The sequence below is a fragment of the Pseudomonas sp. GW821-FHT09C08 genome (assembly GCF_059418125.1).
In genome coordinates, this window is sequence record NZ_JBWKPG010000002.1 from 471,902 (window position 1) to 494,913 (window position 23,012).

Below are 23,012 nucleotides of genomic sequence, written 5' to 3' on the forward strand. Positions count from 1 at the left end.
AGGGGTTGGCTGACCGGCCGCCTTCGCGGGCAAGCCCGCTCCCACAGGGGGTTCAAGGTATGGCTCAGGCACCCGGGTGTATGGAGATCAAATGTGGGAGCTGGCTTGCCTGCGAAAGCGGTGGATCAGGCAGCGAATGCACCAACTGATACACCGCCTTCGCGAGCAAGCCCGCTCCCACATTTTGACCGTACCCCGCCACAGATCTCGTAGCCATCCCGCGATCCCCCTGTGGCAGCTGTCGAGCTTTAGCGAGGCTGCGAAAGCGGCGGTATTGGCGATAGCGGGGTTGGCTGACCGGCCGCTTTCGCGGGCAAGCCCGGCTCCCACACAAGCCGGCGCCTGCATTAGATAGCGTTTACCTTTGGCGCCGGCGCAGGCTGCACCGCCGTCTTGCGCCCGAGCATCACCGTGACGATCACCCCACAGGCGAACAGCCACGTAATCGGCTCGATATGTTCGCCAAAGAACAGCGCCGAAAACGCGATGGTGAAGAAGATCTGCAGCAATTGGATCTGGCTGACCCGCGCGATCCCGCCCATGGCCAGCCCGGCGTACCAGGCGAAGAATCCCAGGAACTGCGAGAACAGCGACACATAGCCAAACGCCCACCAGGTGCGCATCGAAATCGCGCCTTGATGCTGCGCCGCCAGGTACCAGACCGGGCCGATCAGCACCGGCGTCGACAGCACCAGCGCCCAGCAGATCACTTGCCAGCCGCCCATCTCCTTGGCCAGCCGGCCGCCTTCGGCATAGCCCAGCCCGCCGACGGCAATCGCGCCGAGCATCAACAAATCGCCGGCCTGAATACTGCCGGCGCCGGTGATCAGCGCGTAACTCAACACCAGCGCACTGCCGAGCGCCGCGCAGGCCCAGAAGGCTTTGGACGGTCGCTCATGCGACAGCCACGCGGCATACAGTGCCACGCACAAGGGTTGCAGGCCGTTGACCAGCGCGCCATGGGAGGCTGGCAAGGTTTGCATGGCCCAGGCCGACAACACCGGAAAGCCCAGGATCACCCCGGCGATCACCAGGCACAGCCCGCGCACCTGCCGCCAGGTCGGCCAGCGCTCACGACGCCACAGCAACAGCGCCGCCGCCGGAATCGCCGCGAACAGCGCACGGCCGAGGCCGTTGAGCAACGGGTGGATTTCCTGCACCACGATGCGGGTGAAAGGCAGGGTCAGGCTGAAGATGATGACGCCCAGCAGGCCGAGGGCCATGCCGGTATTTTCGCGCGAGCTCATGGGAGGGATCCGAAATCCAGAGGGCTTCAAGGGAAGCCCATCTAGCCACATCCCCCGCCAATCGCGGGCCTACAGCTGGGTGCGGATTTATCCGTACAGTTGCGTGCCAGGGCCGACAGTGCCGCCGCCATCGCCGCCATCGCCGTGTAGGCGCTGTCGGCTTGAGCGAGACGGCGATGGGATCGCTGCTGTTTCGCGGGTAGACCGAGTCGCCCGCATCGCCGGCACGCCGGCGCCTACAGGTTCAGAAGAACCGCGTGATGCTGATCTTGGCGTTGCGCCCTTCGCTGTAGACACCGTCGCCGCTGAGTGCTGGCTGGTAGCTGCGGTTGAACAGGTTGTCGACGGTGAAGTTGATCTCGGTGCCTTTGAGGCCCGCCTGCTGCGGTTTCCAGTTGGCGAATAGGCCCTGGGTGTCGTAGCTGGGGTTCTCGGTCTGGTCGTAGATAAAGTCGCCGATGGTGGAGTTGAAGCCGCCAGGATAGATGTCGGTAGGTACGCGATCGGTCTTGCGCACGAACTGGCCCTGCCAGCCCACCTGCGCGTCCCAGCTCGGGATCTTGGTGCCGAGGACTACCACCCATTTGGCCGGTGGAATATCCCGTGCCCACACGTGCCGGTCGGTAGCCCAAGGGTTGGTGTAGGGGTTGTCTCGTTTACCTGTAGCCCAGGAGTAAGTCAGGGAACCGAACACGTACGTCGAGTCGTAGTAGCTTTCCAGCTCGAAGCCCTTGATGGTCATGCCGCCCACGTTGCGATAGTTGGTCCTGGACGCCGCGTCGGTGCACACCGCATCGATACTGCCCGGCACGGTCATTTGCCGTTCGCAGCCGAGGCCGGTGGCCTTCATGATCTCGTCTTCGATGCGGTTGTGAAACAGCGTGGTGCGCAACTGCAGGTTGTCATCGCGGGTGAAGACGCCAGAGAAGTGCGTGACGTTGCCCGCCGTAATCGCGGTGATGCGCTCCGGGTCGAGGTTGAGGCTGGTGGCGCTGCGCGTGCTGGCAGAGCCTTGCACCTCGTACTGCTCATCGATGACCGGCGCGCGCCAGGTGCGGTTCCAGCTGGCGAAGAAGGCGACATCCGGGGTCACGTTCCAGAAGGCTGCCAGGCGTGGCGACCAACCGGTGTAGGTGCGGTCGCTGTAGTCATGGCCGACACGCGGGTCCGGGCTGCTGTAGTACGGCGCATCGTTGGCTTCGCCGCGGTTGCGCACGTGGTCATAGCGCAGGGACGGCGTGAGGGTGACGTCGCCGAGTGTCACGGCGTCCTGCAGGTAGAACGCATTGGTGTCGACTTTGCCGTGGGGCATGAAGTACGGCTGGAAATGGCCATAGTTGTATTTAGCTGTGTTGTAGGTCGCGCCCGGCATCCAGCTTTCGGTTTCGCGATCGTGCTTGCGCACCTGCACGCCGGTGGTCACGGCGTGCTCCAGCGGGCCGGTGGTAAACAGGCTGATGTTGCGCAGCTCAAGGATGCGGTCGGTGTAAGACGTTTGCATCTTGCGCCCGCCGGTGGCCAGGCTGATCACCGCATTCTCGGCGCGCTCGTCGGTCTGATCGGTCTTGGAGAACGAGTAGCTGAGTTTCAAGTCGATCAGCGGGTTGTTCAACGGCTGGTATTCGTACTTGCCTGACCAGGTGGTGTCCACGGTTTCGCGGTCGGCCAGAAAGCGTTTCAGTGCGCCTTCGTAGCCATATCGGTCGATGGCTGATTGCGTCGGCGGCGACGGGTAGGTTTTAGCCGAGAACGGCGCCATGCGCTCGCTTCTGGCGCTGGAATAGGACAGGCCCATGCTGTGCTCGTCGGTGAAGTGCGCGTTGAACTTGAGCAGCTCGCCTTCTACATCCTGCGCGCTGTTGGGCAGGCGCTTGGGGTTGATCGGGTATTCGTTGCGTGGGTCGGGCGGGGTGCCGGCGAGCTTCAAGTCGTCGCCGTCGCGTTTGGTCAGGTAGATCAGGCCATCCATGCGGCCGTCGTCGGTGCGGCCATACACTGCGCCGGTGTACACCTGTTCGTGGGTGTTGCTGGAGTAGCCGTACTTGGCCATCGCCCCGGCGTTACGCCCATCCTTGAGCAGGTCCGGTGCATCCTTGGTGATCATGTTGACCGTGCCGCCGAAACCGCCGTTGCCGTTGAACGGCGAATACGGGCCTTTCTCCACCTCAATGCTTTTGATCAGCTCGGGTTCGATGAACACCGTGCCTTGCTGGTAGCGCTCGAAGCCGCTTTTGGTCGCGCCATCCACGGTCATTGGCACATCTTCGGCATCGCCCATGCCGCGAATGTTGATGGTCTGGCCACCGGGCTTGGGCGAGCCGCCCATGGACACTCCCGGCAAGGTCTGCAGCAGCGAAGGGATGTTGTCGGGTTGGTAGCGGTCGATATCGGCCTGGCTCAAGGTGGAGCGCCCGACGGTGCTGGAGTCGACCTCGTTGCCGGTGCCGATCACGCTCAGGGCTTCCAGCTGGATCGCGCCGCTCTGGGTGGTTTTTGCCTCTTCGGGCTTTACCACGTAAGTGCTGCCGACCCTGATCAGGATGAACTCGCCGTTTTTCAGCAGGGTGCGAATCGCCACTTCCGGGCTGAACTCACCGTTGAGCGCCGGTGCCTGCACGTTCTTGAGCAGTGCTTCATCGAACAACAGCTGGATCTTCGCCTGCTGCGCCACTTGGCTCAGCGACGTGGCCAGCGACTGGGCGGGCAGTTGCAGCTTGAACGACTCGGCCTGGGCGCTGAGGCTGAAGGCCAGGCAGGTGGCAATGACGGTCGGTCGAAGAAACAGGTGCGAAGCGTGGCAAGGCGCGCGAAACATGAAATCCCCCGGTGTGGCCAAGTGGCCGAAAAATGCGTGCGTATCAAACGCAGACCGGAGGAAGACGGGGCAGGCAAAAAAATCCACACCTGCGAATGAAAAATATTCTCAAGTACTGTTTCGAGGTTTATTTGCTGGGCTCGATCCGCACGATGCCATCGGCCGAGGCCACGGTTTTCACTGGCAGCAAGGCGGGCAGGGCGTTGAGCAGGGCGTCCGGGTCGTTGACATCGAGGTTGCCGGAGACCTTCAGTTGCGCCACCGCAGTGCTGACCTGCAAGGGCGCCTGGGGACGGTAGAGGCTCAGTTCATCGATCAGGCTGACCAGCTCGCGGTTGCGAAACGACAAGTGCCCGCTGCGCCAGTCGGCCACTTCTTCGGCGGTGAGGGTTTGTTGCTGCACGGTGCCCTTGGCGTAGCTGTAGGTGGCGCGCTGCTGGGCGCCGAGCAGGGTCACCGGGCTCTTTGCGTCCGGCTCGAAAGCCACCTTGCCGTGAGCGACGCTGACCACCAGTTGCTGCTGGCTGCGGCGTACATCGAAGCCGGTGCCGACCACCCGCACATTGGCCTCGCCGGCCTGCACGAACAGCGGTCGCTCCTTGTCGGCGGCCACCTCGATATACAGCTGGCCCTTGTCCAGGTGCACGATGCGCTGGTGCGCGGTGAAGTCCACACGCAGGCGCGTGTTGGCATTTACATACAGCGTGCTGCCGTCGGGCAGGTTGAAGGTGCGCATGCCCTTGGCATGAGCCGCCACTTGCGTGTGATACAGCTCGCGGGGCGCGCCGATATGCGTGGCCAGCACGGCGCACAACACTGCGGCGGCGACGGCCAGGGCAGGGCGCCACACCGACGGTTTGCGCTTGGGCAGGGGCACCGGTTTGTTCAGTTGCTGCAACTGTGCCAGGTCGGCCCACAGTTGCTCGAACTCGGCATAGGCGCGAGCATGCGCCGCAACCGCATGCCAGGCGGCAAACGCCTTGCGGTCGGCACGGCTCGCGTCATTACGGTTACGTGCAAACCAGCTGGCGGCTTGGGCATCGATGGAGTCACTCGCTTCGATATCCAGGGCGTCGGTGTCGCTCAGGCGGTTCATTCTGGCTGCTCCGTGCCGGGGTCTGATTGAAGGCGTCGCTTGCAATGCAGCAGGGCAAAAGCGATGTGCTTTTCCACCATGCTCGTCGAAATGCCCATGCGCTCGGCGATCTGCGCCTGGCTCAAGCCTTCGAAGCGGTGCAGCATAAGGGCTTCTCGCCGGCGCGGCGAGAGTTCGGCGAGGACTTCTTTCAACTGTTCCAGGCGTTGCAAGCGCTGCGCGGCGGCCATGGGATCGTTTTGCTCGTCGGTGACCGGTTCGGCGTCCCTGTCGGCCTGATCGGAATGGGCGGTGTGCCGTACCTTCTGTCTGCGCCAGTGATCACGCAGCAGATTGCGCGCCATCTGGAACAGAAAGGCCCGTGGCTGCTCGACCTTGGCCCGGTCGCGGTAGTCCAGCCACTGGGTAAAGACATCCTGGGTCATGTCCGCCGCGTCGCTGGCGTTGTCCGTGCGTTTGCGCAGGAAATGCAGGATATCTGCATAAAACCCGCGAAAAGCATCGGCCGACAGCGGGTCGGGCTTGGGACGAGACATGGATATCCTTCGTGACGAAGCACGGCGTAGAAATGCCGCGAATGATATCGAGAATTATTGTCATTTGTCTCGGTTTAATTGTCGGCGCCGGCTTGTCGACGATCGCGTCGGGGCAGTCGATGTTGATGTTGACTGCGAGAGCGCTATCGCCGGCAAGCCGGTTCCTACAGGGTCAGCGCAGCAATGTCTTTAGTTGCTCGATCCCGGCTTCACTCAACGGGAACACCGGCAACCGTGGATCGCCGGCTTCCAGCCCGGTCAGGCGCAAGCCGGCCTTGATCGTTGCCGGTAGCCCGCCCTTGAGGATGAATTCCAGCAGCGGCAGTTGGCGGTAGAACAGTTCCCGCGCCTGGGTCAGATCATTCGCCAGCACCGCGTCGTACAAAGCCAGATTGAGCTGTGGGATCAGGTTCGGCGCTGCTGTGCACCAGCCTTTGGCGCCCGCCACGAAGGCTTCCAGTGCCAGCGGGTTGCACCCGTTGAAGAACGGCACGTCGCTGTAGCGCCGTAATTGGTGCATGCGTTGAATATCGCCGGTGCTCTCCTTGACCATCGTCACGTTCTCCACGTGCTTGACGATCCGCAGGATCAAATCCACCGACATGTCCGTGCCGCTGGTGGCCGGGTTGTTGTAGAGCATGATCGGCACGCCGATGCTGTCGCCAATCGCAGCGTAGTGGGCGAGGATTTCCGCTTCGCTGAGTTTCCAGTACGAGGCCGGCAGCACCATCACCACATCGGCGCCATTTGCCTCGGCGTAACGGGCGCGCCGCACGGCTTTAGCGGTGGTCAGGTCCGAGACGCTGACCACAGTCGGTACCCGCCGGGCAATTTTTGCCAGGCTGTAGGCGCTGACTTCATCCCACTCGGCATCGCTCAGGTAAGCGCCTTCGCCGGTGCTGCCCAGGGGCGCGATGGCATGGACGCCGGCGTCGATCAAGCGGTCGATGGAGCGGCCGAGGGCGTCGAGGTCGATGCGCTTACCGTCAGCGCTGAAGGGGGTGATGGTGTAGCCGATGATGCCGTGAATATCGGGGCTGGACATGGGAAGTCTCCTGTCAGAAAAGGGGCGGGTCAGTTCAGGCAATCGGCGTGCTGGCGCAGGCTCTGTCGCACGTAGTAATTGAACGCGGCGCCATGGCGCTTGGGCCGGGAGATCCAGTCGTGGGCCTCGCGCCCCAGCTCCGGCAGGATCGGCTTGATCGTCCCGGCCGCCATCGCCAGCAACTGCAGCTTGGCGGCGCGCTCGATCAACTGTGCAATCACGCAGGCCTCCTCGACGCTCGCGCCGGTCGACAACTGGCCGTGGTGCGAAAGCAGGATCGCGCGTTTGTCACCGAGTGCCGCGGTGATGATTTCGCCTTCTTCGTTGCCCACCGGCACCCCTGGCCAGGCCTCGAGGAACGCGCAGTCTTCGTACAGCGGGCAGAGGTCCATGTGGGACACCTGCAGCGGTACTTCCAGCATCGACAGCGCGGCGATATGCGTGGGGTGCGTGTGAATGATGCAGTTCACATCGGGGCGCCCTCGGTAGACCCAGCTGTGGAAACGGTTGGCCGGGTTGGGAATGCCGTGGCCTTCCAGCACTTCAAGGTCCTCGTTTACCAACAGCAGGTTGCTGGCGGTGATCTCATCGAAGCCCAGCCCCAATTGCTGGGTGTAATAGGTGCCGTGTTCGGGCCCGCGCGCAGTGATCTGCCCGGCGAGGCCCGAGTCGTGGCCGTGCTCGAACAGGATACGGCAGGTCAGCGCCAGCTTTTGCCGCACGGTCCACGTATTATCCGCCAGGGTATTTTGCATCTGGATCAGTGCTTGCTTGACCAGCTGGTCTTTCGGGAGTGCTAATGTCTTGGCCATATCGGTGTCCTTTGGGTGGTTCAATGGACGTCTGGTTTGCTGGTCTCCCGCTGCTCGCAAGGTCGCTGGGTGAACGCAAATGACACTAAAGATGCTATATGACACAAAGTGTCATTAGCAAGCACAGCTCATCGCTTCCTGCATGGATTAACCGCGGAATATGTCTATCCGTTTGAAATTATTGAGAAAAAAACTTGGCGTTACCTTGGAGAGCCTGGCTGAAAAGTCCGGGATGACCAAGAGCTACCTGTCCAAGGTTGAGCGCGGCCTCAACACGCCGTCGATTGCCGCCGCGCTGAAACTGGCCAAGGCGCTGAACGTGAAGGTCGAAGAGCTGTTCAGCGAAGACAGTGTCAGCCTCGACAGCTACAGCCTGGTGCGCAGCCATGAACGGCCCGACACGGCGCCCGGTTACGCGGTGCTCGCCCATCAGGTCAGCGAGCGCAGCCTGCTGCCCTTCATCATCTACCCGCCAGCGGAATTCACCGACAAGAGCTTCAAGGAGCACGTGGGGGAGGAGTTTCTGTTTGTGCATGAAGGCCAGGTCGAAGTGGATTTCATGACTGAGCGCGTGATCCTGGAGCGTGGCGATGCGCTGCACTTCAATGCGCAGAAGCCCCACCGCCTGCGCTCGGTGGGGCCGGTGCAGGCGCAATTGCTGGTGGTAGTGCACAGCGCGCAGGACTGACGTCAATTGGCTGTTGTGAACACGCTCATGGTGGGCGCTGGCTTGCCAGCGCCTGTATTTGATCGGAGTCGCCCGGAAAGTCAGCGTTCGACCGGGACTGACAGCGCAGGATTGCCCAACGGGTGGGTGCGCGCCGCAAAGAATTCCAGCGCCACGCCCGACCCATCAAACAGCTCAGAGTACCGCCGCTTCTGCTGGCGAATAAACCCGTCGCTACGGCCCGATACCGAGATTGCCAGCGTGGTCACCGGGGCTTGGCGAATCGCATCCACCAGGTGTTTATCCTGCGGCCCGAGGTCGTGGCCGAAGAGGCATAGCGCGCCTTCATGGGTCAGCAGTTGCTCATAGCAGAACGACAGGTAATCCGAGCTGCGGATGGTCTTGAGCTTCTCGTCTACCGTGCCTTCGCTGACGAACAGCGGCACATCGTCGAGGGTCTTGATCGTGTTATTGATCGCAAAACTGCTCAGCAGGGTGCTGTCGGTGGTCGGCAATTTGCGCGCGGTACCGTCGAGGTTGCGCACCAGGTGCAGGCCTCCGTGCAGGTACAGAATGCGCGTGGCCTCGGTGCGCGTGTTGCGCAGGTCGAAGCTTGAGTCGGCGCTGCGAAACAGGTCGTCGATGCCTGGCGTGTGCAGGATCGCCCAGTAGTTGAGCAAGTCGTAGTTACTGGTAAACACCGTGGTGTATTGCGCCAGCTCCGCGTTGATCGTCGCCAGCGTCGACGGCTGCACCAGGCGCCACGGAATGTGCACCGCGTGGATGGTATTGATCAGCGCTTCCTTGATCGCGTAGTAGCGATTGCGCGGTGCCGCCGAGCTGACTGCCAGGGCCTTGTTGACCCGGCTGGTGGTCTTCAGCGCGCCAAGGGCCTGTTCGAAGCTGCGGGTTTGCAGGGCGTCGAACACGCTGAGTTCGGACTGGCCCAGGGGTTTTTCTTCGACGGTGCGCGCGTTTTCGAACAGCGAGTCGTAGGCGAAGTCTTCCCAAATCGTACGGCTGGCGCCGTTGCCGATCAGAATCCCGCTGAAGGCAATGCGGCTGCGCAGTGCGCTCCAGTCTTCAAGGTGGGCGTCAATATCCTGGAAATCCTTCATTGCGGCGGGTCTACTCGAATTCGGCTGGACGGTGACTTTATCACGAGCCGGCGTTGATCCTGATCAAGATGCCGCAGGCGGGTGAAGTCGATGCTGTAGGCATAAACGTCATCCGAGGATTCGCCATGAGCAGCACCTTCTTCATTCCCGCCGTCAACATCATGGGCACCGATTGCCTCGACGAAGCCATGACCGCCATCCGCAACTACGGTTTTCGCAAGGCACTGATCGTCACCGACGCCGGCCTGGCCAAGGCGGGCGTGGCCAGCATGATCGCCGAGAAATTGGCGATGCAGGACATCGACTCGGTGATCTATGACGGCGCCAAGCCCAACCCCAATGTGGAAAACGTCGAGAACGGCCTGGCGCTGCTGCAACAGAGCGCCTGCGATTTCGTCGTGTCCCTGGGCGGCGGCTCGCCACATGACTGCGCCAAGGGCATCGCGCTGTGCGCCACCAACGGCGGGCATATCGGCGACTACGAAGGCGTCGACCGATCGAGCAAGCCGCAACTGCCGCTGGTGGCCATCAACACCACCGCCGGCACCGCCAGCGAGATGACCCGTTTCTGCATCATTACCGACGAAAGCCGCCACGTGAAAATGGCCATCGTCGACCGTAACGTCACGCCACTGCTGTCGGTCAACGACCCGGCGCTGATGGTCGGCATGCCCAAGGGCCTCACCGCCGCCACCGGCATGGACGCCCTTACTCACGCCATCGAAGCCTATGTGTCCACTGCTGCCACGCCGATCACCGACGCCTGCGCGATCAAGGCCATCGAGCTGATCAGCGCCAACCTGCGCCTGGCCGTACGCGACGGCAGCGACAATGCCGCACGGGAAAACATGGCGTACGCTCAGTTCCTGGCGGGCATGGCGTTCAACAACGCGTCCCTGGGTTTCGTGCACGCCATGGCCCACCAGTTGGGCGGCCTCTACGACCTGCCCCATGGCGTGTGTAACGCGGTGCTGTTGCCCCACGTGCAAAGCTTCAACGCCAGCGTCAGCGCCAAGCGCTTGAGCGACGTCGGCCGCGCGCTGGGAGCGGATGTCAAAGGCAGCACGGACGAAGAGGGCGCCCAGGCCGCCATCGCCGCGATTCGTGCGCTGTCCCTGGACGTCGAAATCCCCGCCGGGCTGCGCGAGCTGGGCGCCAAGTTGCAGGACATTCCGCTGTTGGCCACTAACGCGTTGAAGGACGCGTGCGGGCTGACCAACCCGCGCCGGGCGGATCAGCGTCAGATCGAGGAGATCTTTCGCAGCGCGTTCTGACGGGGCAGCCACAAGCTGCAAGCGTTAAGCTACAAGCTGTTAAGGTGTGAGGCTCGCACTGCATTCAACTTGAGCATGAAGCTTGCGGCTTGCCGCTGAGGTCCCCCTTATGAGAGTTCTGTTATTCGGTGCCACCGGCATGGTCGGCCAGGGCGTCCTGCGCGAGTGCCTGCTTGCCCCTGACGTGCAGGAAGTGGTCGCCGTCGGGCGCACGCCGCTGACCCAGGAGCATGGCAAGCTGCATCAGGTGTTGCACAGCGACATGCTGGATTTCCAGCCGTTGGAAAACTTGCTGCAAGGCTTTGACGCGTGCTTTTTCTGCCTCGGGGTGTCCTCGGCGGGTATGAATGAAACCCGCTACACCCACCTCACCTATGACCTCACCCTCGTTGCCGCCAGCACCCTGGCTCGGCTCAATCCGCAGATGACTTTCATTTACGTGTCCGGCGCCGGGACGGACAGTTCCGAGGCCGGCAAGTCGATGTGGGCGCGGGTCAAGGGCAAGACCGAGAATGCCTTGCTGCGCCTGCCGTTCAAGGCGGTTTACCTGTTCCGACCGGGGATCATCCAGCCGTTGCATGGGGTGCGCTCGAAGACGCCGTTGTATCAGGCGTTTTACTCCGTGCTCGGGCCGTTGCTGTCGTCTGTGCGTCGGCTCAAGCCGGGTTGGGTGGTCAGTACTGAAACTGTCGGCCGGGCCATGCTGGCGGCGGTGCGCCATGGCGCGCCACAGCCGGTGGTGGAGCAGGTCGAGATCAATCGCCTGGCGTCCGAGCGCGGCTGATGTTGCACAAGAGCCTGGTGCGCCGCCTGGACCTGATCACCCTGCAACTGTTCGTCGCCGTGTTCGAAGAGGGAACCCTGACCCGCGCCGCGGCCCGCGAAGCCATCGCGGTGTCGGCTGCCAGCAAGCGCCTGATGGAGTTGGAGCAGGTGCTCGGCGTGAGCCTGTTCGTGCGTCGGGCCAAGGGCATGGACCTGACCGCGGCCGGCGAGACCCTGTTGCACCATGCGCGGCAGATGCTGTTCAACGTGGAAAAAATGGGCCTGGAACTCGGTGAGCACAGCCACGGTGTGCGTGGTTACGTGCGGATGCTGGCCAATTTGTCGGCGATCATTGAGTTCCTTCCGGAAGACCTGCGCGATTTTTCCGAACTGCACCCCGAAGTCAAGACCGACCTTGAAGAGCGCCCCAGCAACGGCGTGGTCCAGGGCGTGCTGGATGGCGTCGCCGACCTGGGCATCTGCTCCAGCGACACCGACACCAAGGGCCTGCCCAGCGTGACCTATCGCCATGACAAACTGGTGGTGCTGATGCCGGCGGATCACGCATTGGCGGCGCGCTCATCCCTGGCTTTCGCCGACACCCTGGACAGCGACTACGTTGGCCTGCACGCCGCCAGCTCGATCAACATGCGCACCCACGCCGCCGCGCGCGAGGCCGGCAAAATGTTGCGCCTGCGCATCCATGTGCCGGGGTTTGATGCGATGTGCCGGATGGTCCAGGCCAATATGGGCATCGGCATCCTGCCGCAGAAGGCCTACGAACTGTTTGGCCACGCCCTGGGATTGCACGCGGTGCCGCTGACCGATGCATGGTCGCGCCGCAGCCTGATCCTGGTAGTGCGCGATGAAGCGCAGTTGTCGCCCGTCAGCCGCTTGCTGTTCGACTACCTCAGCGCGCCCCTGTAGGCGCCCGGCATGCCGGCGATGGCGATCTCGACATCACCGCAGGGCTCAAGCATCCGGTCGCCCACCAACGTGTTCGCGTTTCGCGAACGCTCCTTGCCAACTGACGGTTGGATTTTTCCTGTGCCTGTCCTCTAGCCTTGGCCGCACATTCCAAGAACAAGAGGTACACCCCATGACGGCTCCCCTGAGCGGTATCAAGGTGATCGAGATCGGTACGCTGATTGCCGCGCCGTTCGCCGCCCGGCTGCTGGGCGAATTCGGTGCCGAGGTGATCAAGATCGAAGCCATGGGCCAGGGCGATCCACTTCGCAAATGGCGAAAGCTGCACGAAGGCACATCGCTGTGGTGGTACCTGCAATCGCGGAACAAGAAGTCCCTGGCGCTGGACCTCAAGTCCGCTGAAGGCCTGGGCCTGATCAAGCAACTGCTGGGCGACGCCGACGTGCTGATCGAAAACCTGCGCCCCGGTGGCCTGGAAAAGCTCGGCCTGGGCTGGGACGTGCTGCACGCGCTCAATCCCAAGCTGACCCTGGTGCGCATCTCCGGCTATGGCCAGACCGGCCCTTACCGCGACCGCCCAGGCTTTGGTGCGATCGGCGAGGCCATGGGCGGCATTCGCTACACCACCGGCAACCCGGATTCGCCACCGGCGCGGGTCGGCGTGAGCCTGGGTGACTCCCTTGCCTCGTTGCACGGTGTGATCGGCGCGCTGATGTCGCTGCTGCGGGTCAAGACCGGCCAGGGCGACGGGCAGATTGTCGATGTGTCCCTCGCCGAAAGCGTGTTCAACCTGATGGAAAGCCTGGTGCCGGAATACGACATGCTCGGCCACGTGCGAGAACGCAGTGGTGGCGCCTTGCCTGGCATTGCACCGTCCAATACCTACCTGACCGCCGACGGTGCTTATGTGGTGATCGCCGGCAACAGCGACCCGATCTACAAGCGCCTGATGACCACCATCGGCCGCGTCGACCTGGCCGAAGCCCCTGAGTTTGCCCACAACGACGGCCGCGCGGCGAAGAGTGGGTTGCTGGATGCCGCGATCACCCACTGGACCAGCAGCTTGCCCATCGACCAGGTGCTCAGCGCCCTGGAAGCTGCCGAAGTGCCGGCCGGACGCATCTACTCGGTGGCGGATATCGTCAGCGACCCGCATTACCAGGCGCGCGATATGTTGCTCGATGCCGAGTTGCCTGGCGGTGTGTCGGTGAAGATGCCCGGCATCGTGCCCAAACTTTCCGAAACCCCCGGTGGCGTCAACTGGCAGGGTCCGGCCCTGGGCCAGCACACCGATGACATCCTTGGCAGCCTGGGCCTTACCGGCGCCGATATCCAACGCCTGAAAACCTCGGGAGTGGTGCAATGATCACTGACTATGGCGACCGGCTGATCGTCCAGGAAGTCTCCCCGCGCGATGGCCTGCAAATCGAACCGACCTGGGTCGAGACCGTCGACAAGATCGCGCTGATCGATCAGCTGTCGCTGGCCGGTTTTTCGCGTATCGAAGCCGGTTCGTTTGTGTCGCCCAAGGCCATCCCCGCGTTGCGCGACGGCGAGCAGGTGTTCCAGGGCATCGCGCGCAAACCCGGGGTGATCTATGTGGCGCTGATCCCCAACCTCAAGGGCGCCCAGCGCGCCATCGAGTCGCGCGCCGATGAGTTGAACCTGGTGATGTCCGCCAGCCAGACCCACAACCTGGCGAATATGCGCATGCGCTGCGAGGCCTCGCTGGCAGCGTTCGGTGACATCGTGCGCTTTGCCGCCGATCACGCGGTGCGCCTCAATGGCAGCATCGCCACCACCTTCGGCTGCCCGTTCGAAGGCAAGATCGATGAAGACCGCGTGCTACAGATTGTCGACGCGTATCAAGCCCTCGGCATCCAGGGCATCAGCCTGGCCGACACCACCGGCATGGCCAACCCGCGCCAGGTGGAACGCCTGGTCAAACGTGTGTTGCAGCGCGTGCCGGCGGGCGATCTGACCCTGCATTTCCACAACACCCGCGGCTTGGGCTTGTGCAATGTGCTGGCTGCCTACGAGGCCGGCGCCCGACGTTTTGATGCGGCGCTGGGTGGCCTCGGCGGTTGTCCGTTTGCGCCGGGGGCGTCGGGCAATATCTGCACCGAAGACCTGGTCAACCTGTGTGACGAGGTCGGCATTCACACCGGTATCGACCTGCCGCACCTGCTGCATATGTCCCGGCGCTTGCCGGCCTTGCTTGGCCATGAGTTGCCCGGCCAGGTGGCCAAGGCCGGGCGCAACAGCGACTTGCATCCGCCACCGGCCTACATCGCCACGCTGTAACGCCGCACCAGACAACAAAAACAATCGGACGCCTGTGAGCAGTCCGCTGGAGAGAAACCCATGAGCACTAATACGTTGGAGGCCGGCGCGCGCCCGGCCGCTGAAATCGATGCCGAAAAAGCCCTGGTCAGCAAGGTCGCCTGGCGCCTGATGCCGCTGATCATGGTGTGTTACCTGTTCGCGTTTTTTGACCGTATCAACATCAGCTTCGCCAAGTTTCAGCTGCAAACCGACCTGAGCCTCAGCGACACCGCCTACGGCCTGGGCGCCGGTTTGTTTGTGGTGGGCTATGTGATCTTTGAAGTGCCGAGCAACATGATGCTGTACAAGGTCGGCGCCCGGCGCTGGATCGCGCGGATCATGATGTCCTGGGGCCTGGCCACGGCGGCGATGGTGTTTGTCACGGCCGAGTGGCAGTTCTATGGCCTGCGCTTCATCATCGGCGCGATGGAGGCGGGCTTCGCGCCTGGCGTGTTGTACTACCTGACCCTGTGGTTCCCGCAGCATTTTCGTGGGCGCATCACCTCGATGCTGTTCCTGGCCTCGGCCTTCGCCGGCCTGGTGGGTGCACCGTTTTCCGGCCTGGTGCTCGAGCACCTCGACGGCGTACTGCAGATGCGCGGCTGGCACTGGCTGTTCCTGCTCGGCGGCTTGCCGTGCATCGGCCTGGGGTTCCTGGTGTTGACGTTGCTCAAGGACCGCATCGAAGACGCCCATTGGCTGACTTCTGCGGAAAAGGCCTTGCTGTCGAGCCGCATCGCCAAGCATGAGCCGAACACCCATGGCGGTTCACTGCTGTCGGCGATACGTATTCCGGGTTTCTTGATGCTCGGCTTTATCTACTTCCTGATCCAGGTGGCGTCCTACGGCCTCAACTTCTGGGCACCGCAATTAATCCGCAGCGCCGGCACCCAGAGCCCGGTGATGATTGGCCTGCTCACGGCCATCCCGTATGTGTGCGGTGCGATCAGCATGGTGGTGATCGGGCGTCTGTCGGATGCCACCGGCGAGCGCCGCAAGTTTGTCTGCGGCCTGGTGGTACTCGGCGCGGTGGGCTTCTTCAGTGCCGGGATCTTTGCCGACCACACGACGTTCCTGATCATCGCCCTGGGCATGTTGGGCGCGGGCATCATCGCCTCGATCCCGACCTTCTGGACGCTGCCTCCCAAGCTATTGGCCGGCGCCGGTGCGGGCGCTGCGGGTGGGATCGCGGTGATCAACACCCTCGGGCAGTTCGGTGGGATCGTCAGCCCGGTAATGGTAGGGCGGATCAAGGACCTGACCGGCAGCACCACCCCGGCGCTCTACGTGATCGGGGTGTGCGCGCTGTTGGCCGCGGCGCTGCTGCTGTGGGGCCTGCCGCAGAAACTGCGCACCCTCGACAAAGGCTGATCAGCCCGCCGTCGCCAAGGCCCGGGCCGGCGTGGCGCTGAACTGAATCAACGCCACGCCGCCGATCAACAGCAACGCCCCCAACACGCGGGGCGTTGTCAGTTGGCGCTCCACCAGGCCGAACAGGCCGAAATGGTCGAGCAGCAGCGAGGCAAGAATCTGCCCGGCCATGGCCAACGCAATAAACCCCGACGCGCCCAGCTTGGGCAGCAGCATCAACGCCAGGGAAATAAAACACACCCCGAATGCGCCGCCGGCCCACATCCACAACGGCGCCTTGCTGATGAATGCCAGGCTTGGCAACGGCAGGCGCAGCGCGATGATGACCGGCAGCAGCACGATAATGCTCACCAGCAACGAGGCGAGCGTGGCCCAGAGCGGGTGGCCAAGCCCGCGCCCGAGGTTGGCGTTGATCGCGCTTTGAAACGGCACCACCGCGCCGGCAATCACCGCCAACGCCAATAATCCCAGCCAGTGCAACGTGGTCATGGTGAATCTCCCAGAGGTTTTGCTGGACTCTAGGCTATTCGTCGCGCAAATTTAAATTCCAAATTCTTATGTCAGGCATGCAGCTGATGAATGATCTGCGCCGCATCGACCTCAACCTGTTGGTGATCCTCGACGCCTTGCTCAGTGAGCAACACGTCACGCGGGCTGCCGAGCGCCTGCACCTGAGCCAGCCCGCCGTCAGCCATGCGCTCGCGCGTCTGCGTGACCTGCTGGGCGACCCGTTGCTGGTGCGCCAGGGCGGAAGCCTGGTACCCACCGCCCGCGCCCTGGAGTTGGCGGCACCGCTGGCTGAAGCATTGGCCCAGGTACAGGCATTGCTGGCGCCGAATCGCTTCGACCCGGCCTCGGCCAAGCGGCGTTTTCGGCTGGCGATGTCGGACTACAGCGCGGCGATATTCCTGCCCGGACTGGTGCGCACCCTGCGCCGCGAAGCGCCGGGCATCGACCTGCAAATCATCCAGGCCAGCCGTGAAGGCATGGTCGACGGCGTGCTCAACGGCGACCTCGACCTGGCCGCTGGCGTGTTCCCTGACATGCCCGCCGAACTGCGCACTACGCCATTGTTCGACGAGCACTACACCTGCCTGGTGGACCGCGCCAGCCTGCCGGAAGGCGGCGTGCTGGACCTGCCCACCTACCTGTCGCGGCCCCATGTACTGCTGGAGATGCGCGGCAGCGGCACGCCGGAAATCGAGCGCGCGCTGACGGCGATTCGTGAGCGCCGACATGTGGCGATCAGCCTGCCGCACTGGGGCGTGGCGCCGCAGTTGATCCAGGGCACGGACCTGATCCTGACCGTCTCATCCCGAGGCTTGCTGAACATCGATCATCAGCACTTGGTGGCCATGCCGCCGCCGTTTCATATTCCCTCGTTTGCGTTCGAGCTGGCGTGGCATACGCGTCGCGGTGGCGATTCGGGGTTGCAGTGGTTGAAAGAGCAACTGCAGGGTGTATTGTCCGTAGGCCCCCGCTAACAGGAACCACACATGCTTTCAGGCCTCAACCACCTGACCCTGGCCGTCACCGATCTGGAGCGCAGCGTGCGCTTCTACCATGAGCGGTTGCACCTGAAACTTGACGCCACCTGGGACACCGGGGCCTACCTCTCTTTGCCGGGCCTATGGCTCTGCCTGTCGCTGGACCCTCTTCGCGAGTCCATGCCGGCGGCGGATTACACCCACTACGCGTTTACCGTCGAAGCGGCTGATTTCACCGCGCTGGTTGCGCAGCTGCGCGCCGTCGGCGTTCAAGAGTGGCGCGACAATCGCAGTGAAGGGGCTTCGTTCTACTTCCTCGATCCCGATGGCCACAAGCTCGAAGCGCATGTTGGCGACCTGGCCTCGCGTCTTGAGGCCTGCCGCAACAAGCCCTACGCCGGGATGAAGTTTTACCCCTAGCGCACATCCACCACACCTTTCCACCGTCTGTCAGAGTCGTGCCCATGACCCCATCCTTGCTGTTTGCCGTCCTCGCCTCCGGTTTCATCTACGGTATTACGCCTGGGCCAGGCGTGCTGGCCGTATTCGGCATCGGCGCCGCCCGTGGCCGACGTGCCGGAGCGGGTTTTCTGTGCGGGCACTTGCTCGGCGACGTGGTGTGGTGCAGCACCGCGCTGATCGCGATTGTGGGCGCGCGCGAAGTCGGCAGCCGTGCATTTGATGTACTGGGTGTGCTCAGCGGGTTGTACCTGTTCTGGCTTGGCTGGCGCGCGATCCGCACCCAGCGCCGCAGCAGTGATGCGCCCCAGGGCGCCGCGCGGCATCCGTTCTGGCACGGCATCCTGTTCGGCCTGACCAACCCCAAGGCCTACCCGGTGGCCGTGGCGACGTTTACTGCGTTGCTGTCCAGCCGTGCCGAACTGCTGACCTGGGCGATGCTGCCTTCGTTGATCTTTCTCAGCTTTGTCGGCGGCCTGCTGGCCTACGCGATCCTGATCGGCGTGGTCGGTGCCCAGCGGGTGCGTACCGTGTATCAGCGGCATGAAATCCTGATCACCCGACTCTGTGGCGTGATGTTCATCGGCTTTGCCATCAACGCCCTGGCCCATGCATTGCCGGGGCTGTTTGGCAGCAAACCGGCCTGAGGCGGCAGCGACCGTTCGTCGTACTGGCGAGTTTTTTCTAAACCTTTGCCGCCGTAAAAATTCGAATTCAGGGCGGGGTGTAGTCCCCGCACCCATTTTTGCCCTGGAGGAACCCATCATGAGCCGCATGGCTATCCGGTTACGCACCGCCAGTTTCGCGATGCTGCTGGGCCTCGGCGCCAGCAATGCTTTCGCCCAGTCGCCTGCCGAATTCATCGAGCAGGCTTCGGCCAAAGGTATGGCCGATATCGAAACCAGTCGCATGGCCCACGCCAAGACCTCGTCCCAGGAAATCAAGGACTACACCATCGAGGTGATCAACGAGCGCACCCTGGCCAACCAGCATCTGGCCGCCATTGCCAAGAAGCTCGACCTGCCGGTGGCGCCGCGCGAGAAGATCGTCGACAAGGCCGAGACCTTGATGCCTGAACTCAAGGACGGCGACTCGTTCGACGCCGCCTACACCGCCCAGCAGGTCAAGGAAAACGAAGACGCCATCGCCCTGTTCAAACAGGAAGGCGCAGCGTCGGACGTGCCGGAAATCAAGGCATTGGTGGATGAGACGCTGCCCAAGTTGGAAGAGCGCCTGCAAAAAGCCCGTGCCCTGGCATCGACCTACGGTAAAGGTCATCAAGGCGACGGCTGAAACTTTCGCCGGTAGCAAAAACGGCGGTTGGAGCACATCCAACCGCCGTTTTTTATGCCTGGTTCAAATCGGTTTTATTTGGCACTGCATCGTCGACGGCTTCGCCGCAACTGCTATTGAGCGTTACGCTGCCGGTGGCGCCGATGCTGCGGTATTCCTTGCGCAGTTTTTCCAGCTCCTTGCGGTCCAGCCCGTCCAGGCTCAGCACCGCGTTCTGCGCATCCTTGGACACACGCAGCAGTTCGTCGATCTTGATATGCAGGATGTCGTTGTCGCGGTTTTGCGTGTTCTGGATCAGAAACACCATCAGGAAGGTGATGATGGTGGTCGAGGTGTTGATGATCAGTTGCCAGGTGTCGTTGTAGTGGAAGTAGGGTCCGCTCAGGCTCCACAGGAAAATCAACGCGACGGCCGCGTAAAACGTCCGGGCACTGCCTGCCCAGCGGGACAGAGATTGGGAGACTGCGGAGAATTTCATGACCGTTTTCCTCAAGGATGGGTGATGGAAATACTGACCGCAGGGATGCTCTGAAATTTCTTTTTACAATTGCTGGGCGTGACCGGAGGTATGCGCTTTTTTTACAAGTGTTTAGGAGGGGGCCTACGCCGCCCCTGCCGTGATGGGCGCGAGACTGGATTTTTATCCGGATATTGCTCATGCACGCTGACGTCGCCTGTGACCTGCCCATGCTTTACCACCGAACCGAGGACCACTATTTTGCCGCCACATGCTCGCTGCATCGCCGCCACAACGCCTGCATCAACGCTTATCTGACCGACGAAGCGTTGGACCCCTTTAACCTGTTATTCATCCGGGTAGGGAGTGGCCCCCTGGGCGACGCGGTGGCCGCGATGCTGGACGTGATTCGCGGTACAACGCTGGACATACGCGTGGTGATCCATGAGGAAAAGGTCGAGGGGTTGCGTGACGTACTCACGGAGCTGGGCTTCCAGGCCGCTGAAGTTACCACCGCGATGGTGCTCGAACAGTCGCACCTTGTTCCGCCGACGAGCGACAGCGCCGTGCAGATCAGCCTGACGCAGCACTTGGATGACTGGGCAGCTCCGCTCGGCAATGCGTTTTCGATGCTGCCCGAAGGCCTCGCGCGCTATCAGGCCCGGCACGAACGGGCGCTTGAGGCGGGTGAGGCGCTTTACCACTTCATCTTGTCCAGCGAAGGGCAGGTGAGGTCTTCGTTAACGTTGTCGATGTGTGACGGGGAAGCGCGGCTGAATGATGTCGGCACGCTCATGGACTCTCGCGGACGAGGCTACGCCACCCAATTGATTCAAGCGGCCTTGCGTCACGCTACGAGCCTGGGTGCCGAACGGTGTTTTCTTGAAGCATCGACGCAGGGCCTACCGCTGTATCGAACGTTGCGCTTCACGCGCTTATTCGACTACCAGTCGTTTGTTCGTGGACCCCTCGCCGCGCCGTCATCAGAAGGCCATTTTGACTTGCCCGCGATCTTCGAGTCGTAACAGATACTGCTTGGCCTCAAGCCCCCCGGCAAAGCCGGTCAGCCCGCCTGACGCGCCAATGACGCGATGGCACGGTGCGATGATCGAGATGGGGTTACGACCATTGGCCGCCCCCACGGCACGCACGGCCTTGGGGTTGCCGATCTGTTGGGCGATCTGGCTGTAGCTGCGGGTTTCGCCGAAGGGGATGGTCAGCAGTGCCTGCCAGACCTGCCTCTGAAATTCAGTGCCGGCGAAGTCCAGCTCCAACTCGAATCGATGGCGCGTACCGGCGAAATATTCCGCCAGTTGACGCTTGGTTTCCAACAGCACCGGGCTGTCATTGGCTTCGTGCAAGGCGCCCAGGCGCACACGGTTGGCGCGCTCGCACTCCCACAGAATGGCACTGAGTTTGCCGTCGCGCGCCACCAGGGTGAGGACGCCGACAGGGGAGGGCATGAGGGTGTATTCGTAAGCCATGATCGAGCTCCTGGGTGGGCGGGTATGGGTTCAATCTAGCGCAGCCCGCGCCACTGAAAACTTCGTTTCTTGCGGTTGAATTCAGGCCGGTCAGTGCTCTTGCTGCAGCACTTTGAGCGCCGCCGACGCGAGGAAACCCGAGCGGCTTTTTTCCTCGGGGTGATGCAGCACGTATTCATCGATGCGGTTGAGCAAATAGCCCGGCAAGGTGATATTGAGCTTTTGCGCCTTGCCCAGGTACTTGGTGACATCAATGTCCACTACCGCCCAGGTGCAGCCGGCGTACTGTGGGTTGGCTGCATGCACGGTGACTTTCTGTGCGCTGGGGATCGGTGCACCGTCTTCGGCAAGGATCTCGAAGTGCCCTTCAATGGCTTCACGCGCCATGGCCATGGCGTCATCGAGGTCGTCGCCGGCCGAGAAGCAGCCAGGAATATCCGGGACTTCCACGCCCCAGGCATGGTCTTGGTCGCCGGTTGAAATTGCGATGGGATACAGCATGTTCGTTGTCCTCCAGGGACGGCTTAACTCAGCAGAGCTTGTTTGAGAATGCTCTTGGCGGTCTTGTCCAGCAGGTCCTTCTTTGGATGAGGAATCGTTACCAGCCCCGGTTTGGTCGGGTGCCTGAAGTGATGATGACTGCCCCTGATGCGGACCAGATACCAGCCATCGGCAACGATGTGCCCCATCAAATATCGGCTATCCACAGCACCTCCTTGTGGTGTGTGTTGGTGGTGACTATAACCACGAAAAATAAATTATCAACACTATACCTACCGACGGTCGGCGACCGGTATTTCGGTAGGCGGTATCTGGAGTGTATGACCGCGCAGGAAGGGCGTTTGGAAGAGGTATTGCGGGGTTTTGCGAATGCGTCAGCGAGACGGCATTCCCTCTGCGATCACGGCGAGGAACGCGTCGACCAACACACTGTGTCTGTGTGTGGGGGTCAGCACCAGCAATTGTGCGCACGCATCCGCTTCCACCAAGGGCCGATAGGTGACGCCCTTGTTCATCAAGCTGCGGGTACAGGCCGGCACCAGCGCGACCCCTTGCCCGGCAGCGACCAGCGCGATGATCGAGGTGATCTGTCGCCCGGTCGGCCCGGCGCGCAGCGGCACGCCGTGGTGGCGGTAAAGCTGCTCGATGGACTGGTTCAGTCCCGAACCGTAGTCGGCGGGAAACAGGATCAGGGGATAGGTGCTCAGTTGGGCCAGGCTGATGTGCGCCTGCTGGGCCAGCGGGCTGTCGCTGGACACTGCGGCCACCAACGGCTCCTGACCCAGCGACAGTGCCTGCACCTGCTCGTTTTGCGGCAACAACCGGCTCAGGCCGATATCCAGCCGCCCGTCCGCCACCTGCGCTCCGAGGCTGCCGGAAGCGCATTCCACCAGCGTCAATTGCACATCGGCAAAGCGCTGGGCGAAGGCCTGGATGGTCTGGCTGAACAAATCCGACAGGGCAATCGAGCTGACGTAACCCAATGTCAGCTGCCCGGCAGTGCCCGCCGCGAGTTTGGCGGCGATCACCTGCGCGAGTTCCACCTGTTCGAGTACGCCCCGGGCGTAGGGCAAAAACGCGCGGCCCTGGGCAGTGAGGGTCACCGTTCGGCTGGTGCGATCAAACAGCTTGAACCCCAACTCGGTTTCCAGCGCCGAGATCTGCCGGGTCAACGGTGGCTGCGCCAAGTGCAGGCGCAAGGCGGCGCGGCCGAAGTGCAATTCTTCGGCGACCGTCAGAAAGTAACGCAGCTTGCGTAGGTCGAGCATCCTGATCCTTGGGTATTGATCGGTCGGAAATCGGTATTGGTCACGATCATGCCGCTCATTCTATA

At 62.5% G+C, this 23,012-nt stretch carries 25 protein-coding genes; 12 read left to right on the plus strand and 13 right to left on the minus strand.

Features of this window, described 5'->3' with window-relative positions:
* Positions 1-347: 347 nt before the first annotated feature.
* The 6 genes from AC07OJ_RS08765 to AC07OJ_RS08790 form a co-directional block, all read right to left on the minus strand.
* Entirely contained in the window at positions 348-1,247 is a 900-nt protein-coding gene (locus tag AC07OJ_RS08765; RefSeq protein ID WP_065899454.1) for a DMT family transporter, read from the minus strand.
* Between the two features lie 244 nt (positions 1,248-1,491).
* The gene (locus tag AC07OJ_RS08770; RefSeq protein WP_495094391.1) at positions 1,492-4,062 is read right to left on the minus strand and encodes a TonB-dependent receptor; all 2,571 of its coding nucleotides are present in this window, start codon (positions 4,060-4,062) and stop codon (positions 1,492-1,494) included.
* Positions 4,063-4,189: 127 nt separating this feature from the next.
* Positions 4,190-5,158, minus strand: coding sequence for a FecR family protein (locus AC07OJ_RS08775; protein ID WP_495094392.1), 969 nt, complete (start codon positions 5,156-5,158; stop codon positions 4,190-4,192).
* On the minus strand, positions 5,155-5,694 hold the full coding sequence (locus AC07OJ_RS08780; RefSeq protein WP_065899451.1) for an RNA polymerase sigma factor: 540 nt from the start codon (positions 5,692-5,694) through the stop codon (positions 5,155-5,157). The genes AC07OJ_RS08775 and AC07OJ_RS08780 overlap by 4 nt, the downstream gene beginning before the upstream one ends.
* Positions 5,695-5,866: 172 nt before the next feature.
* The gene (locus AC07OJ_RS08785) at positions 5,867-6,739 is read right to left on the minus strand and encodes a dihydrodipicolinate synthase family protein (RefSeq protein ID WP_495094393.1); all 873 of its coding nucleotides are present in this window, start codon (positions 6,737-6,739) and stop codon (positions 5,867-5,869) included.
* A gap of 29 nt (positions 6,740-6,768) precedes the next feature.
* On the minus strand, positions 6,769-7,551 hold the full coding sequence (locus AC07OJ_RS08790) for an aldolase (RefSeq protein ID WP_213551979.1): 783 nt from the start codon (positions 7,549-7,551) through the stop codon (positions 6,769-6,771).
* A 160-nt stretch (positions 7,552-7,711) separates the two neighbouring features.
* On the opposite strand from AC07OJ_RS08790, the gene AC07OJ_RS08795 reads away from it, so the two are divergent.
* Positions 7,712-8,239 (plus strand): helix-turn-helix domain-containing protein, encoded by a 528-nt coding sequence (locus AC07OJ_RS08795; RefSeq protein WP_065899448.1) that lies wholly within the window; start codon positions 7,712-7,714, stop codon positions 8,237-8,239.
* A gap of 80 nt (positions 8,240-8,319) precedes the next feature.
* Here AC07OJ_RS08795 and AC07OJ_RS08800 read toward each other — a convergent pair whose 3' ends face one another.
* A complete protein-coding gene (locus tag AC07OJ_RS08800) occupies positions 8,320-9,336 on the minus strand; it encodes a DUF4917 family protein (RefSeq protein ID WP_495094394.1) in 1,017 nt (338 codons plus the stop codon).
* Positions 9,337-9,461: 125 nt separating this feature from the next.
* Here AC07OJ_RS08800 and yiaY point away from each other — a divergent pair, with 125 nt between their 5' ends.
* The 6 genes from yiaY (at position 9,462) to AC07OJ_RS08830 (ending at position 15,998) form a co-directional block, all read left to right on the plus strand.
* Entirely contained in the window at positions 9,462-10,610 is a 1,149-nt protein-coding gene (gene yiaY / locus AC07OJ_RS08805; RefSeq protein ID WP_065899446.1) for an L-threonine dehydrogenase, read from the plus strand.
* Between the two features lie 109 nt (positions 10,611-10,719).
* Positions 10,720-11,394: an NAD(P)H-binding protein gene (locus tag AC07OJ_RS08810; protein ID WP_213551981.1), complete on the plus strand. Its 675-nt coding sequence runs from the start codon at positions 10,720-10,722 to the stop codon at positions 11,392-11,394.
* The gene (locus tag AC07OJ_RS08815) at positions 11,394-12,302 is read left to right on the plus strand and encodes a LysR family transcriptional regulator (protein ID WP_495094395.1); all 909 of its coding nucleotides are present in this window, start codon (positions 11,394-11,396) and stop codon (positions 12,300-12,302) included. The genes AC07OJ_RS08810 and AC07OJ_RS08815 overlap by 1 nt, the downstream gene beginning before the upstream one ends.
* A gap of 172 nt (positions 12,303-12,474) precedes the next feature.
* Positions 12,475-13,668 (plus strand): CaiB/BaiF CoA transferase family protein, encoded by a 1,194-nt coding sequence (locus tag AC07OJ_RS08820; RefSeq protein WP_120447825.1) that lies wholly within the window; start codon positions 12,475-12,477, stop codon positions 13,666-13,668.
* Positions 13,665-14,606 carry a hydroxymethylglutaryl-CoA lyase gene (locus AC07OJ_RS08825; protein WP_495094396.1) on the plus strand — a complete coding sequence of 314 codons (942 nt, stop codon included), beginning with the start codon at positions 13,665-13,667 and terminating at the stop codon, positions 14,604-14,606. The genes AC07OJ_RS08820 and AC07OJ_RS08825 overlap by 4 nt, the downstream gene beginning before the upstream one ends.
* A gap of 60 nt (positions 14,607-14,666) precedes the next feature.
* Entirely contained in the window at positions 14,667-15,998 is a 1,332-nt protein-coding gene (locus AC07OJ_RS08830) for an MFS transporter (protein ID WP_065899441.1), read from the plus strand.
* Here AC07OJ_RS08830 and AC07OJ_RS08835 read toward each other — a convergent pair whose 3' ends face one another.
* Entirely contained in the window at positions 15,999-16,487 is a 489-nt protein-coding gene (locus AC07OJ_RS08835; RefSeq protein ID WP_065899440.1) for a DMT family transporter, read from the minus strand.
* Positions 16,488-16,564: 77 nt separating this feature from the next.
* On the opposite strand from AC07OJ_RS08835, the gene AC07OJ_RS08840 reads away from it, so the two are divergent.
* The 4 genes from AC07OJ_RS08840 (at position 16,565) to AC07OJ_RS08855 (ending at position 19,237) form a co-directional block, all read left to right on the plus strand.
* On the plus strand, positions 16,565-17,482 hold the full coding sequence (locus AC07OJ_RS08840) for a LysR family transcriptional regulator (protein WP_242485882.1): 918 nt from the start codon (positions 16,565-16,567) through the stop codon (positions 17,480-17,482).
* A gap of 12 nt (positions 17,483-17,494) precedes the next feature.
* Positions 17,495-17,905, plus strand: coding sequence for a fosfomycin resistance glutathione transferase (gene fos / locus AC07OJ_RS08845; RefSeq protein WP_495094397.1), 411 nt, complete (start codon positions 17,495-17,497; stop codon positions 17,903-17,905).
* A gap of 44 nt (positions 17,906-17,949) precedes the next feature.
* Positions 17,950-18,591 carry a LysE family translocator gene (locus AC07OJ_RS08850; protein WP_106804881.1) on the plus strand — a complete coding sequence of 214 codons (642 nt, stop codon included), beginning with the start codon at positions 17,950-17,952 and terminating at the stop codon, positions 18,589-18,591.
* Between the two features lie 118 nt (positions 18,592-18,709).
* Positions 18,710-19,237, plus strand: coding sequence for a DUF4142 domain-containing protein (locus AC07OJ_RS08855; RefSeq protein ID WP_016975135.1), 528 nt, complete (start codon positions 18,710-18,712; stop codon positions 19,235-19,237).
* Between the two features lie 52 nt (positions 19,238-19,289).
* Here AC07OJ_RS08855 and AC07OJ_RS08860 read toward each other — a convergent pair whose 3' ends face one another.
* Complete coding sequence (locus AC07OJ_RS08860) at positions 19,290-19,715, minus strand: low affinity iron permease family protein (protein ID WP_065899436.1); 426 nt, start codon at positions 19,713-19,715, stop codon at positions 19,290-19,292.
* 179 nt (positions 19,716-19,894) lie between these two features.
* Here AC07OJ_RS08860 and AC07OJ_RS08865 point away from each other — a divergent pair, with 179 nt between their 5' ends.
* Positions 19,895-20,719 carry a GNAT family N-acetyltransferase gene (locus AC07OJ_RS08865; RefSeq protein ID WP_495094398.1) on the plus strand — a complete coding sequence of 275 codons (825 nt, stop codon included), beginning with the start codon at positions 19,895-19,897 and terminating at the stop codon, positions 20,717-20,719.
* Here AC07OJ_RS08865 and AC07OJ_RS08870 read toward each other — a convergent pair.
* The 4 genes from AC07OJ_RS08870 to AC07OJ_RS08885 all read right to left on the minus strand — a co-directional run bounded on the left by AC07OJ_RS08870 (position 20,678) and on the right by AC07OJ_RS08885 (position 22,947).
* Positions 20,678-21,178 (minus strand): methylated-DNA--[protein]-cysteine S-methyltransferase, encoded by a 501-nt coding sequence (locus AC07OJ_RS08870; protein WP_106804878.1) that lies wholly within the window; start codon positions 21,176-21,178, stop codon positions 20,678-20,680. The genes AC07OJ_RS08865 and AC07OJ_RS08870 overlap by 42 nt on opposite strands.
* 90 nt (positions 21,179-21,268) lie before the next feature.
* The gene (locus AC07OJ_RS08875) at positions 21,269-21,679 is read right to left on the minus strand and encodes a type II toxin-antitoxin system HicB family antitoxin (protein WP_065899433.1); all 411 of its coding nucleotides are present in this window, start codon (positions 21,677-21,679) and stop codon (positions 21,269-21,271) included.
* Positions 21,680-21,702: 23 nt separating this feature from the next.
* Positions 21,703-21,885, minus strand: coding sequence for a type II toxin-antitoxin system HicA family toxin (locus AC07OJ_RS08880; RefSeq protein ID WP_065899432.1), 183 nt, complete (start codon positions 21,883-21,885; stop codon positions 21,703-21,705).
* A gap of 168 nt (positions 21,886-22,053) precedes the next feature.
* Positions 22,054-22,947: a LysR family transcriptional regulator gene (locus AC07OJ_RS08885; protein ID WP_495094399.1), complete on the minus strand. Its 894-nt coding sequence runs from the start codon at positions 22,945-22,947 to the stop codon at positions 22,054-22,056.
* Positions 22,948-23,012 lie beyond the last annotated feature (65 nt).

What these genes read in the sequence shown, in the direction of transcription:
- AC07OJ_RS08850 (WP_106804881.1), top strand. Translation starts at nt 17,950, where the DNA reads ATGACCCCATCCTTGCTGTTTGCCGTCCTCGCCTCCGGTTTCATCTAC.
- AC07OJ_RS08870 (WP_106804878.1), bottom strand. Translation starts at nt 21,178, where the DNA reads ATGGCTTACGAATACACCCTCATGCCCTCCCCTGTCGGCGTCCTCACC.
- AC07OJ_RS08775 (WP_495094392.1), bottom strand. Translation starts at nt 5,158, where the DNA reads ATGAACCGCCTGAGCGACACCGACGCCCTGGATATCGAAGCGAGTGAC.
- AC07OJ_RS08770 (WP_495094391.1), bottom strand. Translation starts at nt 4,062, where the DNA reads ATGTTTCGCGCGCCTTGCCACGCTTCGCACCTGTTTCTTCGACCGACC.
- AC07OJ_RS08875 (WP_065899433.1), bottom strand. Translation starts at nt 21,679, where the DNA reads ATGCTGTATCCCATCGCAATTTCAACCGGCGACCAAGACCATGCCTGG.
- AC07OJ_RS08855 (WP_016975135.1), top strand. Translation starts at nt 18,710, where the DNA reads ATGAGCCGCATGGCTATCCGGTTACGCACCGCCAGTTTCGCGATGCTG.
- AC07OJ_RS08810 (WP_213551981.1), top strand. Translation starts at nt 10,720, where the DNA reads ATGAGAGTTCTGTTATTCGGTGCCACCGGCATGGTCGGCCAGGGCGTC.
- AC07OJ_RS08785 (WP_495094393.1), bottom strand. Translation starts at nt 6,739, where the DNA reads ATGTCCAGCCCCGATATTCACGGCATCATCGGCTACACCATCACCCCC.
- fos (WP_495094397.1), top strand. Translation starts at nt 17,495, where the DNA reads ATGCTTTCAGGCCTCAACCACCTGACCCTGGCCGTCACCGATCTGGAG.
- AC07OJ_RS08815 (WP_495094395.1), top strand. Translation starts at nt 11,394, where the DNA reads ATGTTGCACAAGAGCCTGGTGCGCCGCCTGGACCTGATCACCCTGCAA.
- AC07OJ_RS08865 (WP_495094398.1), top strand. Translation starts at nt 19,895, where the DNA reads ATGCACGCTGACGTCGCCTGTGACCTGCCCATGCTTTACCACCGAACC.
- AC07OJ_RS08860 (WP_065899436.1), bottom strand. Translation starts at nt 19,715, where the DNA reads ATGAAATTCTCCGCAGTCTCCCAATCTCTGTCCCGCTGGGCAGGCAGT.
- yiaY (WP_065899446.1), top strand. Translation starts at nt 9,462, where the DNA reads ATGAGCAGCACCTTCTTCATTCCCGCCGTCAACATCATGGGCACCGAT.
- AC07OJ_RS08765 (WP_065899454.1), bottom strand. Translation starts at nt 1,247, where the DNA reads ATGAGCTCGCGCGAAAATACCGGCATGGCCCTCGGCCTGCTGGGCGTC.
- AC07OJ_RS08830 (WP_065899441.1), top strand. Translation starts at nt 14,667, where the DNA reads ATGAGCACTAATACGTTGGAGGCCGGCGCGCGCCCGGCCGCTGAAATC.
- AC07OJ_RS08840 (WP_242485882.1), top strand. Translation starts at nt 16,565, where the DNA reads ATGCAGCTGATGAATGATCTGCGCCGCATCGACCTCAACCTGTTGGTG.
- AC07OJ_RS08780 (WP_065899451.1), bottom strand. Translation starts at nt 5,694, where the DNA reads ATGTCTCGTCCCAAGCCCGACCCGCTGTCGGCCGATGCTTTTCGCGGG.
- AC07OJ_RS08790 (WP_213551979.1), bottom strand. Translation starts at nt 7,551, where the DNA reads ATGGCCAAGACATTAGCACTCCCGAAAGACCAGCTGGTCAAGCAAGCA.
- AC07OJ_RS08825 (WP_495094396.1), top strand. Translation starts at nt 13,665, where the DNA reads ATGATCACTGACTATGGCGACCGGCTGATCGTCCAGGAAGTCTCCCCG.
- AC07OJ_RS08800 (WP_495094394.1), bottom strand. Translation starts at nt 9,336, where the DNA reads ATGAAGGATTTCCAGGATATTGACGCCCACCTTGAAGACTGGAGCGCA.
- AC07OJ_RS08885 (WP_495094399.1), bottom strand. Translation starts at nt 22,947, where the DNA reads ATGCTCGACCTACGCAAGCTGCGTTACTTTCTGACGGTCGCCGAAGAA.
- AC07OJ_RS08835 (WP_065899440.1), bottom strand. Translation starts at nt 16,487, where the DNA reads ATGACCACGTTGCACTGGCTGGGATTATTGGCGTTGGCGGTGATTGCC.
- AC07OJ_RS08795 (WP_065899448.1), top strand. Translation starts at nt 7,712, where the DNA reads ATGTCTATCCGTTTGAAATTATTGAGAAAAAAACTTGGCGTTACCTTG.
- AC07OJ_RS08820 (WP_120447825.1), top strand. Translation starts at nt 12,475, where the DNA reads ATGACGGCTCCCCTGAGCGGTATCAAGGTGATCGAGATCGGTACGCTG.